We start from the raw sequence: 23,908 nt of genomic DNA, 5'->3' as shown, positions 1-23,908 counted from the left end.
TTATGACCCTACACGGGTGGGGGCTCACACCCCAAAACGGCAGGACAGAGGGGGAAACGGTTAGGTTTTCGCGCCTACGAGCTGCTGGTATTCGGGGTTGCGGGCGAGGAGTTCTTCGTGGGGGCCGCTGTCGGCGATGTGACCGTCTTTGAGGAACAGGACCGTGTCGGCTTCGCGGATGGTGGTGAGGCGGTGGGCGATGACCAGTAGGGCGCATTCCTCGCGCACCGATCGGATGGTCGTGTTCAGGGCCTGCTCGGTCTCGGCGTCGAGCATCGCGGTGGGCTCGTCGAGCAGCATGAGCACGGGGCGGCGGATGAGTGCCCGCGCGAGGGCCACGCGCTGGCGCTCGCCGCCGGAGAGCAGGACGCCGTGCTCGCCGACCGAGGTGTCGAGGCCGCGCGGCAGCCGGGCGACGAGATCGGCGAGGCCGGCGAGTTCGATCGCGCGGTGCAGGTCGTCGTCGCCGATGCCCGGCTGCCGGTAGGTCAGGTTGTCGCGCAGGCTGCCGAACAGCAAGGGCGCGTTCTGTTCCAGCAGGCTGATCTCCGAGCGCCAGGCCCGGCGCGGGCGCTCGGCGTAGGAGTGGCCGCCCAGCAGGATGTCGCCGCCGTCCGGGTTGTAGAACCGGCTCACCAGCGAGAACACCGTGGACTTCCCGGCGCCCGAATGCCCGACCAGCGCGACGTGGCCGCGCGGCGGAACCGAGAAGGTCACGCCGTCGAGAATTGTGCGTTCGTCGTAGGAGAAACGCACGTCCCGGAATTCGAGCGCGTGCTGTCCGTTCGCCGCGGACTTGTCGGGCGTCGCGGCGAGATTTGCTGCGCCGCCGTCGGTTTCCTCGGCCGGCAGGGCGAGCGTCGACTCGATGCGGCTGAGCGCGCCCAGGGCCTTCTGCAACCCGACGGAACCGTTGAACAGATCGCCGACGGGGATCAGCAGATTCATCGCCAGCAGCATCATCGACACCAGGCTGCCCAGCTCCATCTGGTGATTCGCCACCCGCACGCCGCCGACGAGCAGCGAGACCACGAACGAACCGGTCACCGCCAGGTGCATTGCCGGATTGCCCAGCGCTTTCAACCGCGCGGTGCGCACACCGGCGGTGAACGCCTGCTGCGCCGATTCGGTCAGGCGCTCGTGTTCGCGCTCCTCGGCATTGTTCACCTTGACCGTCCGCACGCCGGTGAGCGCGCGTTCGATATCCGCGGACAGCGCGCCGACGCTTTCCTGCAGACGCGTGGACGCCACCTCGATGCGCATCATGACCAGCAGCATCGCCCCGGCGGCGACACCGACGGTGACGATGACGATCGAGAACAGCAGCCAGTCGAGGTAGATCATCACCGCGACGGTGCCGACGAGCGTGATCGCCCCCGTGAGTATCTGAATCAGGCTGCTGCCGACCGCATTCCGGACGACCGTCGAGTCGAGCGTCACCCGCGAGATCAGATCACCCACCCGAAGCGTCTCCAGGGTGGGAACTTTCAGCCGCAGCAGATGCCCCGCCAGGCGACTGCGCACGGACAGCAGCACCGATTCACCGGACCGCTCGAGCAGATAGTTCCCGCAGGTGTCGGTGACGGCGTACAGCAGGTAGGCGCCGACCAGCGCCGCCAGCGACCACACGATCGCCCTGCCCGACACCGCATCCCGCACCACCTGCCCGGCCAACAGCGGCTGCACCAGTGTCAAGCCGGTGCCCACAAGCAGCAGCGCCGTCGCGCCCAGCAACGAATTACGCTGCGGCGCAACCAGCCCCAGCAAAGACCGCACCCTGCGCACCCACGAATCGCCCTGCCGCGAGGCACTGTCGTCAGACATCGTCACCCACGTCCGCCTGCGGGCCGACCACGATCAGCCGGCTGAATGTAGCCATGTCCCCTGCCTCCCCGACGGGTTCGCACTCCGCCTCGGCCGCGGGTGTGCCCACCGGAGCACAACTGCCGTTCGGCACGTCGGCGCACATACACGCGGAAATGATCTTCCCATGGGTGGGATGAAAGGAGTGGACAGCGGTGGCGACAATCGAACCATCCGGTGGGCGCCGTGCACGACGGTTCGCCGCGCGCGGCACGATCCGAGGAGGCTGTGTGAACGACTCGCTGTCGGTCGACCCGGCCGAATTGCGCGCGTCGGCAGCGGATCTGACGCGGCAAGCCGACGAGACCCAGCAGATGCTGGAGGAGATGAAGGCGATCATCGCCGACGAGGGCCGGTGCTGGGGCGACGACGAACTCGGTGAGACGTTCGCCGAGAGCTACGAATCGGACTCCGAGAACGCCCTGGCAGGGCTCGAAGACCTCGTCGCGGAGCTGCGCTCGATGAGTGCCGCGATGCTCGAATCGGCCGACGAGTTCGAGAACCAGGACCGCGACGCCGGCCGCCACCTTCGCGATGTGAATCCCTTCGACCGGAGTTCCGCGGCTGCGCCGACACCGGACCTTTCGGCGAATACCGCCCAGCAACCGGCGCCGAGCGAGAACCCTTACACCACTGGTGATTCCGACCGGCAACCAATCGCGACCGACGGTCCCGCCGCTGTACCAAACCCGCGCCCGCAGTCCTCGAGCCCGCCCGCGTCCGAGACCGGTTCGAGCCCCGGCACCGATCCCCAGCGGTCCCCGCAGGCCGACGGATCGAATGATCCGTCCGGCACGGATAATCCCGGCTCCGAGTCCCCCGGCACCGACACTCCCGGCAGCGAGTCTCCCGCCCGCCAGGCCGACGATCGTTCGCCGGAAGCCGCTTCCGGGGCACCGCCCGCGGGCGGCGACCCCGCGCGCCGACCGGTGAACTCGCCGACCGGAAAGCAACCCAGCACGCCGCCGGGACAGGCCGCCCGCTCGCCCGCCGGCCAGCCGACCGCGGATCGGCCGCTGTCACAGAACAAGCCGAGCACCCCGTGGGCCAAGCCTCCGGCCACCCCGGGGAACGAAACACCGCCACGAGTGGCGCCACCGCGGGCACCCACCCGTCCGCCGGGCGCTGGAAAACGGGACAAGCCGACGCGGCCCGAGCCCGCGAAACGATCGAAACAGCGAGCGACTCTGCCGCGTTCGAACAGGCCGACCGATGCCGAGGCGATGCAGATCGTCCGGCAGCTGGCCGCGCGGCACGGACTGAGCATCGTCGGGTTCGAATCGGCGGGCATCGATGTGCCCACTGCCCAGGACATCGCCGATGCCGTCGACACCGTGCTGGCCCGATATCCGGCGGTCCTGCGGGGGATCGAGGTCAGCGATGTGACGAGTTCGCTCTCCACCGTGGAAGACCGTCGCGTAGCAACGAAATCGGCGCCCGCGGCGCCGTGGATCGTGCTGGCCGGCGCCGCGGCCGCCAATCCTCGGTTGCTGGCCGACCGCTCGCGCCCCGGGCACGTACCGGACGCTCCCCCGCAGCGACCGATGTACACCACGATCCTTCGAGAGCTGGGTTCCGCCGTCGACCTCACGGGCGGGTTCCGCGCGCGCAGATCGGCCCAGCGCACGCTGATCACCGAATACCTGCGGTTGCACGGCGCACAGGGCGAGACGCTGGCGCAGGTGGTCGGCGGCTACAAGCGCTGGCGCGCGCAACTGGGCGACAGCTGCTTCGACAACGGTGTCTTCGTTCCGGCGCGGGCAGTGGCGGAGGCATTCGCCGCGGTCGAGTCGACGGACAGGGCGGCGAGCGGCCCGGAGAAGGCATTGCACCGGATGGTGGTGGCGCTGTCGCGGACTCCGGCCTTGAATACGAGACAAGCGCGCCCGCCCACCCGATCGGGGTGGCTGCCGGACGCACCGGCGACTCCGCCGCAGTCGTCGAGACGACCTTCCCACCGACAGTAAGAGTTACTGTGCGAACCGGTCACCGCCAGCGGTAAGTTCGTGGGTCCTGCGGGTGTTCCCGTCAGCCGGTGTTTTCGAGCCGAAGGGACGTCATGGATCGATGGGAGCGTGAGGGCCTGCGCTCGGCCAACAGCGGGATGCGAAATCAGCTCGACCATATCCTCGACGTGTTCGAACGCCAGCAGGCCCGGTTGTCGGAGGTGTACCAGCAGCTGGAATCCGCTCGCACACAGGCGAGTTCGCCCGATCAATCGGTGCAGGTGACCGTAGACGCCAGCGGCGTGCTCACCGATCTGCGACTGGACCCCGTCGCGATGCGCCGCAGCGCGGAGCAACTGAGCCGGTCGATCGTCGACGCGGTGCAGGCGGCGGCACGGCACGCGCGACAGCAGTCCGAAACCCTCACCGGCCCCGTCTCAGACGACCTCGACGCTATGCCCGACTTCCCCGACCTGGTCCCGGAGGCACCCGGGCTCCGCGATGTCCGCGCGTTCCTCCGCGGCGGCAAGGACGACACCTCGGCTTAGCGCCGATGACATGGGCACGATGAGGGATACGTCCGGCGCACGTAGAGGTGCCTGCCGGGCAGACGTTGACGGGTGCGAGCGCCGATGAGCTTGACGCTGCCGGACTGGCTGCCCCCGGATGTGGTCGCGTGCGCGGCCGGGCGTTTCCCGAAGGGCATGGAAGACGAACTGCGGCGCCTCGCGGACGGCTGGTCGCACAAGGCCGAGCAGAGCCGCGCAAAAGCCCGGGAGCACGAGGACAAGGCGCGAGCGCCCAGCCACGCGCGCGGCGCGCTGGCCGCTGCCATTCGGGAAAAGCACCTGGAGGTCGCGGAACGCTTCCACAAACAAGCCGCCTATTTCGACAGCCTGGCCAGGGGGCTGTACGAGTATGCCAACACCGTCGAACTGATGAAGTTCACCGTCTTCGGCATTCTGGTGATCCTGTTCTTCGCACTGATCCGCTGCACGCTGATGATCGCGTTCGGCGGCGCGCTGGAGGCCGCCATCCAGCGGATGGCCGCACGAACCGCGATAGAGCAGGCGTGGCGGAAGGCGCTGCAATTGATCGCCGGTCGCCTCGCCCAACTCGCCGCCGAGCGCGGCGGAATCGCGCTGATCGGTCACGCCGCGGCAATCGGATTGTTGCAGGGTGGCGGCCTCAACTTCGCCGCCCAGGGCCTTCAGGTGCTGGAGGGCAATCGCGAAACGTTCGACAAGAAGGCGCTGGCCGTCTCGTCGGCTGCCGGTGTCGCCGGTGGCGCCATCGGTGTGCTGTTCGCGCGCGTGGCCGCCCCCAAGGTCGCGGCGTATGCCGCCACCATCGAGCACAAGGGCGCGCGGATCACCGTGCAGCTCGCGGGCACCGCCGCGGTCAGCGCGTTCTCCGGTGTCGGCGGCGCGGTCGGGGGCACGGCCGTCTCGCTGGGGCTCAATGGCGAGGCGTTCACCCTCAAAGCCTTCACCGAGGGCGCGTTGCCCGGCGCTGTCGCGGGCGCGCTCATCGGCGGCGGCTACGCGGTGCGCGAGATCCGCACGCCGACACAGGTTCCCGTGCCGGCCGCGGAGACCGAACCGGCCGCCGCGGCGCCCGGAAGTGCGGCCGCCACGCCCGAGGACGCGTTCTTCGACATGCTGGCCGCACACGGCCTCGTCACCAGAGACTTCGATCCGAACAACGCTTCCACCCACCAGCAGCAGATCGACCAGCTCGTTGCACGGCTGCGGAGCACGAACGCCGACGCGAATGCGCCGCAGCCTGCCCCGGTGGTGAACAAGAGCACCGATGTACAGCACCCGGCCGCGCCGCGTGCAGCGGTGAAGAACGTCAACCCCGCCAAGATCGTCGACTTTCCTTCCGGCGTCGCCAATACCGCGGACCCGGTCGCCAGACCCGCGAACGGTGAAGCTGCCGCGCCGCCCAAGGCTCCGGCCGCGTCCGTGGACAACGCCGGCGCGCAGGTCGATGCCAAGACGGGAGCGAACCAGCACGCGCGCGCCGAGAGCAGAACCGCGGCTCCGGCGCGAGCGGACGCCGAAAACACTGCGGCACAACCGCACCCGGGGAGCGCTGGGGGACCCCGGCAGACCGCCGGTCCGGAAGGGCCCATCGCCGGTGCGGGCAAACCACACCCCGCCGACGGCGAGGTGGGCGGCGCCCGGCCCACGTCGTCGAACACCGGTGCCGCACCACATCCCGTCGGAGAGGGCGCCAATAACGGTGCGGGCCAACCGCATTCGGTCGGTGCGGAACAGCGGCCCGGGGACCAGGCGGCAGGAAGTCCGCCGACGGAACGCCAGCGCGCCGCCGCGGCCGATGCGGGGACCGTGCCGGCGCCCCGGTCTTCGGGCGAGAACAACGAACCGGCGCAACAGGTTCCGGCGGCAGCGACGGCCGAGGCCGGTCGCGCACAGCAGGGCTCGAAGGCCCCCGACACCGCCCTCTTGTCCGAACTCACCCCGGCGGGGGTGCGCAACGGTTCGGCCGACCAGAACGCCGGGCCGGTCATGACGGTCGTGAGCCCCGAAGCACCCGCACAGCCGCGCGGCACGCCCGGCGGTGCAGAGGGGCCGGTTGCGCAGCCGCGGACAGCCCCGCAACCCAAGGGCGGAGAGGCGACATCCGCTCCCGCACCAGGGACCGGCGGGACCCGCGAGGCCTCCGCGCCCGGTGGCGGCAATCGACCACCGACCGTGTCGGCACCGAAAGGTGCTGCGTCGGAACGTCCCCCGGCCGTCGATCCGGGCGCTAGCACACCTGGCGGTGCGAAGGACGCCGCACAGCAGCAACCGACGGGCAGTGGCAGGAGAGCAGCTGCCGCCGACGAGCCGGAACCCCAGCACGGTAAAGCCTCGGACAACACCGACGAACAGCCGAACGGCCACGACAACAAGAAAAGCGACGATTCGAACGCTGCCCCGGCCCGTGACGAGGACACCGGCACGGCGAAGGACACCGAACCCAAGGCCACGGACGACGCGGACGCTCCACCACCCGAACCCCAACCAGAACAAGATGATTCGGGCGCTCAGGCCACCGCTCAGCAGGAAGACCCGGCAGCCGCGGCGCGAGCGCAGGCGAAAGCCGAAGTAGAGCAGCACATCGCGGCCGAGCGCCGGCAGAACGAGCTGGTGCGGGAACACCACCGGCAGCGGGTCTCGGAGGCGGCCGAGCGCGAGCAGGCCGCACATGCCGAGCTGCAGCGGCAGGAGCAGGCCGTGCGGGTGGCCGAGCAGCACGAGCGGGCCACCCGACTGGGCCTCCGCGACCGGATGCGGGACCTGTTCGGATCCGGCACCGCGGAGGAGCGAGTCGCTGTCGAAGCGTCCAGGGCGGCTCAGGAACAGCTCCGGCAGGCGCAGACGAGGCTGGCCGAGGCCCGGGACGCGTACGAGTCGGCGGTGGCCGCGCACGACGCCGCGGTGCGCGCGAGAGCCCTCGACCTCGTGGACATCTCGGACAATGCGGGCGTTTCGCTGATGAGGGACTTCGAGAACGGCGTGCTCACCGATCGAGAGGCCGTGTTCGAAGTAGTCGCCACGGAGCGAGTGCGCGCGGCCCTGGAAGCCGCCCGCGCGATCGGTGCCATGCGAGAGCCGGGCACGGTGGACGGCACGAGCAAGATGGCAACGGCGTCTCCCGCGTCCTTGATCGACACGATGCTGAACGGCTCCAAGGAGGAGCGAGCGGGGGCGATGAAGGAGTGGATTCGCCGGGGCGACGAACGGCACCGGCTGACACGGGAGACGCAGGACGCGGCGTTCCTCCTGCTGAAGCACGGCCCGGTCGATATGAAGACCGGCGAAGGCAAAACCCTCGTCATGGTGATGAAGCTGGTCTCCGACGCGATCGATCACGGCACCGCGCACGCCTGGACCAGCAGCGATCTGCTCGCCGGTGAATTGGTCGGCGAATTGCACGCCTTCCTGCAGCGACCGGACTCGGACATACCGATCGACGTGCACCGCATGGACCAGGACGGCCCGCTACCGGAACCGGTGCCCGGGCGGCAGCGGATCGTCGTCGGCACCAAAGAGGATTACCTCTTCCGCGCATTGAAGGTCTCGGACGCGATGATCGACGAGTTCGCGGCCGGGGGCATGCCGCAGCAGAAAGTGACGGAGCTGCGGGACTGGCTCAACACGAAACCGTCGATCGACGACATCAAGACGAGGCTGGATACCGAAGCCTCGGAGCAAGGTCTGGACACCCGATTCGAACCGTTCCCGTCGGGTAAGCACACCATCGACGAATTCGACACCATTTACGACGGGAACTCCGAATGCGTGCTCTCCCCCGGGGCAGCGGAAGAGGCCGCCCCGGAGACGGTGGAAAAACTGCGGGGAATCTGGGATCGGCTGCGGGCCGCGGAACGCGACCACGGACTGACGGCGGCGGATTTCTCGAGACCGGAGAATACGCGGGGAATGTGGGCGGCCGTCCCGACGCCGGAGGCGGTGGCCAAGCTCAACCGGGTGCCGGGTGAGCCCGTCACCGGCGCCGAGCTGAAGCTCTTCGCCGACGCGGCCAACGCCCGCTGGGGCGTGGAGCGGGGCACCCATTACATCGTGCGGCGGGGCGACGGCGACGACGGAAAAATCGGAATCCTGGCCTCCGAGACCAATGACAAGCCGATGTGGGACCGGACGAAATCGACCGACGTGCGGTGGCAGGGCGTCGGTCAGTTCGTGGACCTCAAGGAAGGGGTGCCGGTCCTGGCGAATCAAGAACATTCGATCAAGATGTCCGATCAGCAATTGATCAACAGCGAGATGATGTTCGACCCGTCCGGCCTGTCGGGCACGATGAAAGACGTCGAGGGCATCACGTACGACCTGTACGGTATCGGCTCGGTGCCGGAGGTGCCCGCTTATTACACCTCGCAGAAGGTGCTGGAACCCCCGAAATTCTTCGAGGATACGAACGCGAAACTCGGGCAGCTGGCACGGGACATCCTGCGGGACGCGAATATCGTCGACGGCGAGCAGACGGGTCGCGCCCAGTGGATCGTGTGCATGGACAACGGCGAGATCCGAGGCGACCCGGAATCCGGGCGAGCCGGCCTGGTCGACCTGCTTCGACAGGCCGCGAAGGCGGAATACGGCGACGGATTCGAGCTGAAGTTCGAGGTGGTCGACGCCGACTTCTACGCCGAGCACGGTGGCAGCAACGCCGACGCCGAGGCGCTCGTCATGCAGAAGATCGACGAATTCGGCGACAAGGGCACCATCTACATCACCAACAAGGACGGCGGCCGGGGAGCGGACCCGACGCCGTCGAAGGAAGTCATCGCGCTCGGGGGTGTCGACGTCAAGGTCAGCGGCGGCCCGGCGTATTCGGAGCGGGTCAATGTCCAGGTCGACGGCCGCCCGGCACGCGGCGGCTACGGCGACGACCGGGAAACCGGCGGCACCCCGGGGTCGGCGGTGCATTACGTCTCGCCGGAGGACTTCCTGGGCCGGGTCACCGACGCCGGCGTCACGCAGCAGATCATCCAGTACAAGGAGGCCGTCAAGGGATTCCGAGCCGCACAGGCACAACATGAAGCCCTCGGCACCGAGGCCACGCGGATCGAACTCAACAAGGCCGAACAGGTGCTGCGAAACGCCGAGTCGGACCTGTGGAAGAAGGCCGTCCCGGCGATGAAGGATGCCGTCGAGAAGGATCTGCTCGCCAACAAGTTCGCCAGCGCCAAGCAAGCCAATGCCCCGCCCGCCCACGCGCCCGACGCCGCGACCCCGCAACCCCACCAACCTCAACCCCACCAACCTCCTGCTCGTCCCGCTGGCACGGCCGCTCCGCACACGGCCCCGCACGCCCAGGCCGTCCACAACGGCGTCCCCGTCCCGACCGCCGCGGGCATCGCCGCCGGGGCGACGGCCACCTTGAATTCCGGCAATGTGGCCGCCGCGCCCAACCTGCGCGATCAGCACGGCGACGACACCCTCCGGCACCTGTTGCGGCTGCTGAACGCACCGGGCGGACAGGCGGCCGCGCCGTTGCTGCCGGTGGCGCAGGCCGTCCGCGATGCGGTCTTCGACCAGGTCGATACGCAAGGTGTGCCCATCGGCACCGATGTCGCCGGTCATCTGCGCGAGACCGCGCGAAACCTGTTGAACGACAGCCTCGACCAACTCGATCCGGCACAGCGGCGCCTGGTCACCGAGTCGGGATCGGTGCTGCAGCAAGCGCGAGTGCTCGCACCGGGCCAGGCCGCGGCCGTCGCGCACTTGGTCGAGCAGGTGCGTACCGCCCAGCCCGTCCTCGCCGGCGCGATGGGTACCACCGTCCCGTTCGACCAGTGGTCCGCCCACGACCGCACCGAGACGCTGCGGCTGGCACAGCAGGGCGACCGGGCCGCCGCGCAGGCATTGGACCGCCACTTCGGTCCCGCGACCGCCCAGGCCATGTGTGCCGTACTCGACCCGACCGCACAGCACGGCAACCGGATTCAGGCCCTGGCGCACGCGGTCGCTCGCGCCACGATCGCCGCCGCCGAAACCGAGGGGTGGCAGGTCCCGCCGGGCAGGGACATCGGCGACTGGCTGATCGAGCAAGCGCGAGACACGTGGCTCGACAGCCTGAATCACCTGAACCCGGCGGTAAGCCGACTGATCAACGAGGCACTGAGCCCGCGGTCCCGCGGCGCCGTCCTCACCGAGGCCCAGCTGGACTTGTTCGGCTGGGTCGCGCAGGACATCGCGGAGCGGTCGACCCGGCAACAGCAGCCTCAGGCCGGGAAACGCACCACCCGGGCGGCCTCGGCGACGGAAGACTCCGAACGAAACACCAAGCAGGCCATCGCGAGACAGTTGTTCGAGACGTACGGCGTCGAGGTGCTCGGGCTGGACAAGCCGACGATCTCCCTCGATACGGCGCTGTCGGTCCGCAACGCGATCGTCGACGGTTTCACCGCCGACCCTTCGGTCGAGCTCGACGTGGTACTCGTCGCTCCCATGGCCGGCATGACCGGTGCCTGCATCTGGACACCCACCGGCCTCGGCGAGACGGCCCCGACCTTCATGGTGCTGAACGAGAATCTCTTCGGTGACCCGGAGAAATTCCAGCAGAGCTTGCGGAAGGCGGTGCAGGCGGGCCGCCTGAACGCCCCGACCGGCGATCCGGCATACGACGCCGTCAGTCACGAGATGGGCCACCTGCAGGACCACGCTCTCCGGGAGAACCGGTACAACCTGTCCCCGATCGCGAACCTGCGAGACAAAGGCGCTTGGAAGGAAAAGAACGACGAATCATCGATCGCCGATGTCCGGAACGATGCCACCCAAGCAGACAAGAGCAACAAACCACCGATCCGCAACATCAAAGACTCCGTCTGGAAAGGCGAGTCACCACCCGCCGGCCTCCGGAACGACTCCACCCGGGCGGATCTCGACAACTGGAAGAAAACACGGGGCTTCGGTTTCCTGTACGAGCATTTCATCGGATTCAAGAATTCCGGCATGCTGGCGGCGGACACAGAATTCGACGACTGGCTGGGACAGCTCAACGCGTACAGCGCCGACCGGAAGAATCTGAAGCGCGAGGAAGAAGAGCGGCTGCGCGCAACCTTCGAATCGTGGTTGCGCCGCTTCGAGAGTCGTGCGGATTTCGACGAATGGCTGGAACGATCCGGAGCATCGCGGAAAAATGATCTCGCGGTTGCCGCGGGGAAGGATACGGCACATTACGAGAATCTGGGCCGGATCGCGCCCGAAGTGGTATATCGGAGGTGGCGGCGATGGCTCGACGCCGATGCGCTCAACCGGATACTCGCGGTCGAAGAATCCGGACCGGATGCCTACGAAGGCAACCTGCGCAGCCTCAGAATATTCAATCCGGTAGAAGCACTGGCCGAGTCCAACAACGCCTTCGGCCGGAGCGCACCGGCGGACCCCACGCATCCGGCCTATGTCCTGCAGGCCCTGCTTCGGGGCGTCCCGCACGCGCAGGTGGTGAGCGAAGCCGAACAGCGCAATGCCCTTGTTCGGGCCGACCATCGCGGTCCGGTCCCGACCGAGTCCGAATCCGGCCCGAGCCTCGCCGCGCGCGGCCCGGCCGCAGCGGTGTCCCAGGCGTGGCGCTCGAAGACCCGCGCCGAACAGACCCGCTTCGCGAACCAGCAGGTCGGGTACCTGAACCCGGAAACCGGTTTCGTACTGGACGAACTGGTCCGGCTGCGAGACCAGCAGCTGACCGATGCCGCGGCGCAGCGAGGGCGCGGCACCGCCCGGCAAGGCGAGCGGTCCGGGACCGGTCGGCAACGCGACCGGGAGGCCGTCCCAGCCCCGATGGACCTGGGTGACGCCGAGGGTGCGAACCGCGACGGGCCGCAGGATCATCCCGATTCGGTGCGACTGCGGCAGCGGTTGTTGCGGGCGCTACCGGAGCAGGTCCGGAACGGAGAGTACGGCCGACGCCTCGCCGAGGTTCCGCACCACGTACTGCAAGATCGCTTCGAGGCCCTCGCGCTGACAAAACCCGCCCAATATCGGTGTCTCGTGCTTTTGCACCGCGAGGGTATGTCGATCGCGCAGGCCGCCGCGGCCATGGGCTACGGCCCGAATGTAGTCGAATCCTTGGAGTACTACGCCGCGCACGCGATCGCAGGTGTTCCCGCGTCCGAGGTCACCGAATTCGAAGAGGCGGCCGAGGACGAATCCGGGCGAGTGCCGGAATCGGCGGAATTGCAGAAGGTCAAGGCGGCCGCCGAGCTGGCCCTGGCCGCGGCGGCCGATGGTGACGCAACGGCGCTCGACAAACTGCGCCGCATCATCGGGCAACTCGGGAATTCGCGCTGGGAGCAATACCTCGAGTTGCGGTTCCTGCAGGGCTTGTCCACACCCGAAGTCACGGCCGCGATGGGGAACCGCACGCTGCGCGCGAGCAGAAAGCTGCAACCGAGGGCCGTGCGCGCCCTGGCCGAGATCCTCCCGGACCCGGTGATCCTGACCTACGATCCCGCTTCGCCGCGAGGACTACTCGACATACTCGATGCCGAGCCACAGGCCCGCCTCGCTGAGCTCGCCGCACAGCACGGATGTCCGAAGGCGTTGCGGCACAAGATCTCTACCGCGCTGGTCGACGGTCGGCTGTCTCCGGGTGACCGCATGCCACCGGCCGACGAATTCGCCGAGCATCTCGGAACGGTGCCGAAGCAGACCGTGGCCCAGGCCTATCGGTACCTCGCACGTCACGACTATCTGTCCACCGAGGATTCGCATTCCCCTCTCGTGACGAACAAGGATGCATGGCCACCCCACCCACCCACGGATGCCCAGCTTCCACTCACTCCCCAGCAACTGCTCACCCGGCTCCACGGTGACGCCCCGGAGACGGAGCTCGCGGCCAGTGCCGCGCGAGGTAGCTGGCACACGGCACTTGCCGTCGGATTACGCACAGCGATCATCGACGGCCGACTGCCCGAGGGGCGTCGTTTGCCGTCCGCCGAAGCGTTGGCCGGATATCTCGAGCAAGTATCACCGCAAACCGTGCGACGGGCTTTCGGTCTCCTGGCGAAAGAAGGGTATCTGCAAACCGGCCATTCCTCTGGAACGGTTGTGCTGCCCAGGGACCGGTGGCCTCGGAAACGGACGGCAGGCACCGAGATACCGCTCGCCCCGGAAGAACTGGCGGCAGTGCTCGCCGCCGAATCGGCATCGACGGATCTGGCCGACACAGCCGCTCGTAGCGGCTGGCGGACGGCGCTCGTGGTACAGCTGCGACGGGCAATAACGAACGGCCGACTGCCCGAAGGTCAGAAGCTGCCGCATGCCGGTGTGCTCGCCGACTATCTGAACCTGAACAAGTCCACCGTCACCAAGGCATATCGGCGGCTGGCCGACGAGGGATACCTGTCGACCGGGCACACAGCCGGGACGAAGGTGGCAAGCGCGGATCGATGGCCCGACGCGTCACCGACGGACACCGAAATACCTCTTGCGCCAGCGGAATTGGCCGCTGTCCTCACCGCCGAATCGGCGCCGACGGACTTGGCCGACAAAGCCGCCCGCAGCAGCTGGCAGACAGCACTCACCGTCGAGCTTCGCCGAGCGATCCGCGACGGCCGACTACCCGAAACCCAGCGCCTGCCGGCGGTCGACGCGTTCGCCCGACATCTGGGACTGTCCTCGGGCGACCCCGTCAGATTGGCCTACCGGCAGCTGGCCACCGACGGCTACGTGGCTACCGAGCATTCGGCGGGAACCAGAGTCACGAGCCGTCAGCAGTGGCCGGAGGAGCCCACCACAGAGGCCGGAATTCCCCTTTCGGCCGAAGAACTGGTGACCGAACTCCTCGCACAGTCGTCGCTGACCGATCTCGCCGCCGGCAGAGGACTGCGCGCCACACTGATATCGCTGCTGCGGCAAGCCATTACGGACGGCCGCTTGCCCGATGGCTGCCGACTGCCTCCGGGCCGGGGCGTCGCCGCGCTGCTCGGGGTGTCGGAAAACACTGTCACTCAGGCATATCGGCATCTGGCCCGGGCGGGATACCTGCACACCAGGCATTCGATCGGGACCGAGGTGACGAGCCGCTGGCGCGATCGGACGGCGAGCGATCCGGTCACGATTACCGTGCCCACTGCCCGGACCACCCGAGAGAGCATTGCGCGGACGGTATCCGCGCTTCGTTCCGTACTGGCGGACTCCGCTTTCGCCCACGACTCCGAAAAGGCCGAGACACTCGTCGAGGCGCTCCTACAGACCGCTCACGGCGATACCGAGGTCACCTGCGCAATCGACGGGGCCACCCTGCGGGTGACAGTGTCCGAATACTTCGACCCGGACTTCGACCCGACGGCGGAACCCGTTCTCCCGGTGCGGGACCGGGCCGAAGATGGCTCGGATGAGGTCCGGTCGACACCGGCGGGCCGGCTCACCGAACTGTTGGACGCGAATGCGAAGGCGTGGGGCACCGAACTGAGCGATCTGGGCGAACACGCCCGGAATCGGCAGGGCGGAACCAGGAGACGCTGGTTCGAATTCTCGACGCACGAACCGCGGTCCGGTGCATCGGCTCCTCGTCCAGGCACCCGGGTCTGGAGCCAGACCTTTTCTCCTGACGAGGTGATACGTGGATCCGGTGTCGTGCGAAGCAGAATCCGTGGACTGCTCGCCGGAGTCGGATGGCCCGACGCGCAGCGAGATCGACCGAACGCCGCGACGGCGGACACCATCGAACTCTCGGCCACCGAAATGGTCACGAACGTTCACAACCACGCGAAGAACACATACGCCAAAGTTCGGCTCGAACTCGGCGCGGACACCATCCTGGTCGAAGTCACGGACGGCAAGCCGCAGAGCTTCCCGAGATGGAGATCGGAGAGCGATTTCGCCGACCAGGCCGACACAGCCGCGAACCGAGAAACGCAGAGCGCGGACGACGACAATTTCGACGTCGACACCTTCCTCGCGAACTTCGACTTCTCCGAGACCGACACCACCGGCCGTGAAGGCATGGGCGGCCGGGGTTTCGGACTGATCGACGCCTTCGCGTCCAGCTGGGGCATCACCGTCGCGGACGGCGAAAAGACCATTTGGTACAAGGCGCGCAAACCGCCGATCGGCCCGGGCGACGTCGGCCACACGGACCGGGGCGACACCGTCGCCATCGACCTCGGTGATGACGAGCCGACCGACCAGCCTGATGAGCCGGGCGCGGCACATGCCTCCGGCGCGACTCCGGCCGCGACCGCGCACCCGACCCGGAAGCCTGCACTCGCAGGCGCATCCACCACGTCTTCCGCCAGGCATATGCCCACAGCGCTGCGGCGGACACTGTCCGCGATCGAGAACGCGGGGGCCGACCCGACCGTCACCCGGCAGGCCGAGAACCTCGTCCTCGAGCGATATGGAGAATTCCTGGCCGCGCCGCGGACGGACCAGGTCTATCGGCGATATGTGGCACAGCGGGAAGCCGCCCATCGGCGTGCCGGAGTTCCGGCCGGGTCGGCGCGGCGCCGCGCTCGCCGAGAAGCCGCGGAATATATGCAGAGCACCGCGGCGCAGCGGAACATCGCCGACAACTGTGCGAGAAAGGCGAGGCAATGGGTCGATGACATCCGGAAACGTGCCGAGCGCGCCGACTCGAACTATGTGGACCGACTTGCCCGGATCTACCGGGATCGGCACGGCATTCCCTCCGCGCCGATACCCGGGTTGACCCCGAGTCAACGCTACGCCATAAATTATCTGGAATCTCTGCTGCGCAACTTGACAACAGCGGAGAAGCAGTTGGCTCGACTACTGGAGCGCATGCCGGACCTCTCGGACAAGGGTACGGACCGGTGGAAGAGAACATTCGAGGTGTACCGACGCAGGTTGGCCGAACTGTGCGCCGATTATTTCGAGGGTAAGACCGAAACCGGAGACCCGATCACGCAGAAGATCGATACGGGCCCGTGGCGAACAGAATTCACCTTGATCAAAGGGATCTCCGGCGAGATCTGGCTGGCAGAGCAGTTCGACCGAATCGACTACCTCGGCAGGACTGTCAAGGTCTGGATGGCGGCAGGCCAACCGCTCGAGGGCGAGATCGATGTCATCACCGACGGAGGCCGGGTCTGGCACGAGGCCAAGGCCATGTCCCGCCGGAGCCAAGCCAGGGAACTACACAAGCTGAAAGCCCAAGTCGCACGCCAACTCCAGATTGCGTACCTGAACCGCGAGTATTGGGTGGACGGTGCGCCACCGAAGATCACATGGCACTTCCGGTACGGCGTTGATCCGAGTGTCAAGGACGCCCTCGAGCGGGTTCGGGTGGAAGACGAGTCCGGGCGTACCCTCCAGGATCACCGCATCGACGTGGCCGACGGCGTCACGGCACCGGAACAGCCGCTGCGAGAACGCGATTCCGGCCACCGATCCAGCGGCAGCCCAGGTGTCTCGATTTTGCAGCGAGCACAGCAGGACGATCGCGACGCGCGAGAGCAGCTGCGAAACGAGCACGGCGAAAACATATTCCGAGCCCTGCTGGCCACGCTGAGCACGCACGCGGCACTCGGCCCACAGCCGCTCGCCCACCACGTACGGTTGGCGCAGCAGGTGAATGCCGAGGTGTTCCGGTACGCCGAAACCCGGCATTGGCCCGTCCCGGAGGGCCGCAGCGTCGGTGGGTGGTTGCTCGAGACCGCGCAGGACGCGCTCGCGCACAGGATGTTCGAGCGAAATCGGAACGGCGTACTGGCAGCGCTACGGGCCGAGGGCACGGCCGAAACCGACCCGTCCTTCCTGCTGATCTCACGAATCACACGGGCGGAGTTCGACCAGGCCGAATTGTCCCCGGTTCAATGGGCCTGGCTGCGGCGCAGGTTCGGGCTGGAGTTGAACCGGACGCAGGCCGCGGCCGTGCGCCCGTTCGACAGCTATGGCGCCGAAGCCCTGGCGGATCTGGAACGGTTCGCCGTCCAGCGTCTGGTCCGATCACTGGTCGATCGAAGCGGTGCGTCGCTCGAGGAACCCGCTACGCAAACGCCACCTCCCGAGGTACGCGACGCCGAGCCGGAAAAGGTTGCGCGGGAGAAGTTTCCGCTCGACGAGACCGAGGACGTGGACGACTCCCCGGCAGTCGGCACGCAACAGCCCGGATTCCGTCCCGGGGTGGACGCGCTACCGCGGCCCGGATCGGAACGGTACGACGAGTTGCTCTCGACAGTGCTGGCCCGGACCTCCCCCGAACTGCGCGAGGCGATGGACGGTGAGCTGGAAGCCCTGCTGGAAGCGATCGCGGCGCTGCCGAGGGAGAACCAGCGTCGATTCGCCGAGTCACTGTTCTTCGGCGGAATCTCGATGTCCGAACTCCAGCAGCAGCTGGGCATCACTCCGAAATCGGCCACCCGCCTCGCCGAGAAGGTGAACAGCCTCTTGGTCTCCTGGTTGTCGAGGGGACCGATATTCCACGGCGAGGCCAACAGTCTGCCGCTGCCTGGAACGCGGAAGTATGTCGAACTGCTGCGCGCGGTCGAATCGCGCGCTCCCGCCGAGGTCTCGGAGGCCATGGGCGGCAACCTCGCCGCCTTGCTGCACGTGATCGCGCAGCTGCCCGCGGACCAGCGCCGATACTGTCGGCTCGTGTTCCTCGGCGCGCTGCGCCGCGGCGAGGTCGTCGAGACGATGGGACCGCTCAGCCCGTACCGGGCCCAGCAGCTGGCGAATGCGGCGGTACAGAATCTGGTCGACGGACTTCGAAACCACTCGCCTGAGAACGTGCCGACCGACGCGATTCACGAGGTGATGGCGCGGCTCGGCGTCGACGTCGCCGCACTGCTCGATCCGGATTCGGTGGTGCTGGAACAACTGCGCTCCGACCGCGATGCGGCGCGGCGGGTCCTGGCCGAGTTGTTGGGAGTGGAGCCGGAACTCGTGCAGATGGCGGCGGTGCGGCAGGCCGTCGACGTGGTCCAGGAACAATTGCGGGCCCTGGACGAAGCGGCCTGGGCAGCGGCAGTCGAGGCGGGACGTCTGCCCGAGATCGCGGGATGGATCGCCAGTCGGCTGGAACTGGATCGAGACATCGAGGCCGCGACGGCAACGGCAGTGCGGACCGGGCAAGTGGATCCGGGAACCCGAGAGCAATTCGCGCTTCGAGACGAGGACCTGCACCGGCAACTGGCGAACCTGCTCGCGGTGCCCGCCCCGCAACCGATATCGCGGCCCGAAACCGACGCGGACCCGCTGGCGGAACTGCGGCAGCTGGCCGCGGCGGTCGGCCGGGCCGGCGCATCGGACCTCGCGCTGCTGGTGGAGGCGGTCGAAAACCTCTTCGCCTGCGCGGATGCCGACGCCCTGGTTCGTCGCGTAGACCAGGACAACGCCGTCGAACGCGCGGTGTTCTCGCTGCGCGGCCGGCGCGCCGAACATGAGGCGCCGCCGCCTGCCGGCGTGTCCGCACGCGCCGAGCTCGACCGCCTCCGCCCGCAGCACGCGTGGACCGGCGAGCAGATCCGCGTCATCGTCACCGAGATGGCGAATCTGGTCGGGTCCGATCCTGCTCGGCTGCGTGCGCAGCCCTTCCGGCAGACCGTCGACATCCTGCTGGAACAACTGCTCCGCCTGGATCAACGCGATTGGCGGCGGGCGGCGGACGCGGGTCGGCTACCGGACCTGATCGGGTGGATCGCCCGCCGCACGGTGCTGGGCAACGACATTCAGGCCGCGACCCGAGCGGCGATCGAAGCGGAGCAGGCCGATACGCGGGTCCAGTGGAGCCTGAGCAACCGCGAAGCCGAGTTGAATCGGGAACTGGCACAGATCCTCGCGGTCCCCGCGCTGGGGACGCTCCAGCGGTCCGCAACCGATGATCCGCTGGCCGAATTGCAGCGGGCCGGCGCGGCCACCGGCTCACCGGAGATAGATTGTCTGGTTCGATTCCTCGGTTTGAGCGAGCAGGAAATCGGTCGGCAGCCCACGCCAACGGAGCTGGCACGCCTGGCGAACGTGACTCGGCAGACGGTGTACGACGTGCTCGGCCGTACCGAGCCCACATACACCGAGCGGGAGCAGCGGGTACTGGCCGCGGCCAGGTGGCTCGGCATGCCTGTTCCCCCTGCCCTCGAACAAGCCGTCGATCCGACGTTCGCGGAACACCGCTTCGTTCCGGGACGGTTCGCCGACGGCGAGTTCGTTCCTGGCCGATTCCGGGTGCAACCTGCTCAAACCGACGTGGCCCGGGCCGCGGGCGTGGCCCAATCGGTGGTCAGTGACGTGCTCGCCGGGAAGTTCACGGGTGACCCGCGCGTGCGCGAACGCGTCCGGGACGCGGCCGGCCAACTCGGCTACTGGTACGCCGGAGCCCGCGGCACGGGAGCCGAACAGGTGCAGGCGATGCGGGTCAAACTGGCCGCCGCCCTGGGGATCGAGCCGCGCGCGGTCGGCCGGGAGCAGGCGACGACGCTGCTCACAGCGTCGACGGACGGACCGGCCGCCGCGGAGACAACGCGCCTGGCCGAGCGCTTTCTCGGGTTGACCGCGGCGGAGATGAACCGCCCGCCCACGCTGTTCGATGTGGCGGAGTTGGCCGGCGTCGGAATCGCGACGGTGCGTGCGGCACTGGACCGGCGGATACCGGCGGACACCGAAGAGGAGCAGCGCGTCCTGGTCGCGGCTCAGTGGCTGGACTACCCGATCCCGCCCGGACAGCAACGAGCCATCGATCCGTTGTTCGCCGAACGACGGTTCGTACCGGGTCGATTCGACAACGGCGAGTTCGTGGCGGGACGGTTCGCCGCACAACCTCGGCAGCAGGTCGTGGCGGACGCGGCCGAGGTTTCGCAATCGGTCGTCAGCGCCGTACTCCGCGGAGAGATAGCGCAGGACTCCGAGATAGCGCTGGCCGTGATCGCCGCAGCCGAACGGCACAACCTGTGGTATCCGCCGCGGCGAGAGATGAACGTCGAGCAAACTCGCGCGCTCCGTTCGGAATTGGCCGAACTACTGGGAGTGTCGCCCGAAGCGCTGCAACGGAACCTCGTCCTGGACGAACTGCGCCGCGCAGACGCCGAACAGGAACGGGCAGGCGGCGTTTCGCCGCAGACCGCGCGGCTGATCCGAACCGCCGAACAGTACCTCCGGCTCCCCGACCACGTCGTGGCCCGGGAGCCGACGTCGGTCGACATCGCCAACCTGGCCGGGGTGGCGCGGCCCACGGTCGACCTCGTACTGAGGCGCACCGAGCCGGAGTACACGGAACAGGAACAGCGAGTACTCGTCGCGGCGCGGTGGCTCGGGTCTCCGATTCCGGCCGAAATGGAACGCATCCTCGACCCGGACTTCGCCGAACAACGTTTCGTACCAGGGCGATTCATCGACGGGGAGTTCGTTCCGGGCCGGTTCGTGCTCCAGCCGACCCAGCAGGACGTGGCGGCGGCCGCCGGGGTAGCGCAGACCACGGTCAGCCGTGTACTCCGAGGCGAATGGGTCGCCGCGGACACCGCGCTTCGGGTGCGGGAGGCGATCGAGCAACTCGGGTACTGGTATCACCCCGACCTCGGATATCCGGCGTCCGAGCGATCGGATCCGCGATCCGGAACGACCTCCGGGAATGGCGCGGACACTGTCGCCATCGATCTCGAAGGCGACGAACCGGGCACGACCCGCGCCGACAGCGAAACGGTTCCCCGAGCGCTCCAGGAGCTCTTGGCGCGGATCGGCAGTAGCGGAGCCGACCCCGCCGTCGCCGAGCAGGCGGGAAACCTGGTTCGCGAGCGCTACCGAGCCCGTCTGGCGCGGCCGCTGGACAGCGTTCACGAGAAAATCCGGTCTGCGCGGCGGAGTGCCCTCGCGGACGAAGGCGTCCCGCCCGCGGAAGTCCGGCAACGCGCACGGCGGGAAACCAGGGCATTTCTCCGTACCCCGGAGGGACGCCGGGCGATACAGGCCACGGTCGCGGAGGAAGTAGTCGAATGGGTCGACAGCATTCGAGGACGTGCCGAGCGGGCAGGCTCCCATTTCGTCGACAGGCTCGCCCGGATCTATCGCGTCGAGCATCGGCTGCCCTCCGACCCCGTCCCGGGCCTGACCGCTGAGCAGCGCACCGTCACCGATCGGCTGGACGCGACAATCGCCGACCTGACCAGAGCCGAAAAACTGTGCGCCGAGCTGCTGGAACGCATTCCGGGGCTCGCCGGCGCGGACCGCTGGCTGGCAGATTTCGCGACGCTGCGGACCGCCCTGGCCGAGTTGACCGCCGACTTCTTCGAGGGCAAGACCGACACCGGAGCGCCGATCACCGAAGCGGACAGCCGAAGCATCGGCGCGGTGCAGGCCTCCGCCGTCAAGGGACTCCTCGGCGAGCTCCGTTTGGCTGGGCGGTTCGACCGGATCGACGCCGTGTCCCAGCAGGTCGTGGTTTCGATGCCGACGGGCGAGCGGATCGCCAGCGAGGTGGATGTCGTCACCGACGGCGGGCGCGCGTGGCGTGACGCCAAAACCAAGGATGTCGACGGACAGCCCCGCGAGGCGGCCCGGTACGAGGCGCAGGCCCGCCGCCAACTCCATATCGCCTATATGAACAGGAAGTACCGGGTCGACGGCAGGCCGCCACAGGTCAAGTGGCACTTCATGAATGGCGTCCACCCGGAGACGAAGGCGGCCCTGGAGGGCATCCGGATCGAAGACGAATCCGGGCATATCGTCGATGATCACCGGGTCGAGGTGATCGACGACTCCATCCCCGGCATTCGCGGGCCCGAGACCGTCGCCATCGACCTCGATGATCCCGACGAGCCGGACACCGCAGGAGAAATCGAGCAGGTCGGCACGGAAGATCTTCGGCGAACGCAGCCGGTACTGCCCGCGGACCCGGACCCCACCGACGCCGAACACGCCTATGCGGCAAGCGCTCTCGGCAAGCTCAGGCGGCACCTGGGCAAGCATGCGACGGTGCTGTCGCTCGTATCGCGGGTGGACCCGAAACACGCGGTCACCGGCGCACACGTACGCGCCGAGCGGAATGCGCGGTGGTGGTATTCGCTGACCGCCGACGAGCGCGACGCGATGGTGGCCGTGCATCCGCACATCATGGGGAATACCGACGGTGTGCCCTACCGGGTTCGCGACCACGCGAACCGCCGATCGATCACCCGGGACCTGACGTACTACGAAGCGCAGTCGAAACTGCGCAAGCTGACCCGAAACGAGTTGCGGCACAAGGGAAACCTCGAAGTCGTCCGCGACCAGCTGACGGCGCTCGCGCAGCAGGCGCGCACGGTCGGATCGCCACCGATCCAGGTGATGACCCTCGACGCCCTCAAATACCACGGCAGGGGCCGGATCAGGGTCGGAATCGGTGACGCCGACCGGGCGAAGATCGTGACCACCCATGTCGGCGGCTTCGGGACCACCATCCGGTCACTGGAATATCGAGCCGGTTTCGGCTTCCGGCAATACGAGACGGCAGCGCGGTACACCTCGGACGATCAGGTGACCATCATCGATATCGGCTACCACCATCCCGTCGTCAACCGGCCCACCGCACAGTTCCCCACCGTGCCGAGCGAAGCGGCGAACCGGCGTTTCGCCGAGGTCGGCGGTTACGTGGTGGCGCGAGATATCGCCTCCTACAACGCGACTCGCCAAGCGATGGCCGAGCACGAAGGCACTCCGCTACCGCTGCGGCGCACGCTGATCGGGCACAGCTACGGTTCGACCACGGTGGGCTACGCCGGCAAGGGCGGCCGGCTGGCGCGCGAGATCGACCAGGTGGTGATCTCCGGATCGCCGGGTATTCCGCTGCCCCATGCCGAGGCATTCGGTATCGGCAGCGAGAAGGTGTATGTGCTGGCGTCGCCCGGCGACCCGATCACGAAACTCGGCGCGGACGTCACCGCATCGGTCGTGCTCGGAATCGGTATCAACCCCGCGAAGAGCGGATGGGGCGCGGTGTTGATCGACGCGCAGACGCCCGACACCCCGGAATTCCTCGACCCCATGTCGATTCACCAGGGCTACTGTTCCTGGGCCGATCCACAAGCCCGCACGCCGACCACCGCGCTGGACAATATCGGCCTGATCGTCGCGGGCCTCGGCGACAGCGCGACCCGGGTCGACCGCACCGGCGTGGTGGAACCGACGTTCCTCCAGGAGATCACCCACCTCCCGATCGATGTCTTTCGCGCCCGCAGACGCGCGACGCTCGGCAGTCGCGCCGACGCCGCCGCGATCGACCTCGAGGATCCCGACGAATCCGAAGAAGCCACCGCCTCGACGTCCCAGCATGCTCGCGCCGCGGCCCGCGGGCCCCGCGGCGAGTTCGAGAATCTGGATCTCGAGGTACTGCGACTCGTGCTCGGCCCGCTCGGCGAACAGCTGCGGATCATCGACCGGCTGATCGAATACCGCGTCGAATTCGTCGTCGACGGCATGCTGTGGCGCGAGATGGACCTGTGCCGAGAGCAGTTGGCCGCGCTGCGGCCGGCGCTCGACGGGACCGGTTGGGAGTGGTGGCTGGACGTGTGCTGGCCGCGATCGACATAGCAGCCCGCTGGGCCCCCGTAGTCGCTGACGAAGCGGCCGCCGACCACGCGCCGCGTTGGTCCGGGTCGGGGTGGGCGACGGGTGCCGACGATTCGGCCCCAC

The 23,908-nt window shown here is 68.1% G+C and carries 4 protein-coding genes; 3 read left to right on the top strand and 1 reads right to left on the bottom strand.

Annotation, left to right across the window (positions count from 1 at the left end; genetic code table 11):
- Positions 1-60: 60 nt before the first annotated feature.
- Complete coding sequence (locus tag IU476_RS24990) at positions 61-1,824, bottom strand: ABC transporter ATP-binding protein (protein WP_195104034.1); 1,764 nt, start codon at positions 1,822-1,824, stop codon at positions 61-63.
- Positions 1,825-2,093: 269 nt separating this feature from the next.
- Here IU476_RS24990 and IU476_RS24985 point away from each other — a divergent pair, with 269 nt between their 5' ends.
- The 3 genes from IU476_RS24985 (at position 2,094) to IU476_RS24975 (ending at position 23,806) form a co-directional block, all read left to right on the top strand.
- Positions 2,094-3,830: a WXG100 family type VII secretion target gene (locus IU476_RS24985; protein WP_195104033.1), complete on the top strand. Its 1,737-nt coding sequence runs from the start codon at positions 2,094-2,096 to the stop codon at positions 3,828-3,830.
- Between the two features lie 92 nt (positions 3,831-3,922).
- On the top strand, positions 3,923-4,357 hold the full coding sequence (locus IU476_RS24980) for a YbaB/EbfC family nucleoid-associated protein (protein ID WP_195104032.1): 435 nt from the start codon (positions 3,923-3,925) through the stop codon (positions 4,355-4,357).
- Positions 4,358-4,441: 84 nt separating this feature from the next.
- The gene (locus IU476_RS24975) at positions 4,442-23,806 is read left to right on the top strand and encodes a GntR family transcriptional regulator (protein WP_195104031.1); all 19,365 of its coding nucleotides are present in this window, start codon (positions 4,442-4,444) and stop codon (positions 23,804-23,806) included.
- The last annotated feature ends 102 nt before the right edge of the window (positions 23,807-23,908 follow it).

Origin of the sequence: Nocardia blacklockiae (genome assembly GCF_015477355.1) — a bacterium.
GTDB classification, from domain to species: Bacteria; Actinomycetota; Actinomycetes; order Mycobacteriales; family Mycobacteriaceae; genus Nocardia; species Nocardia blacklockiae.
This window is presented reverse-complemented; position numbering and strand designations above follow the sequence as displayed.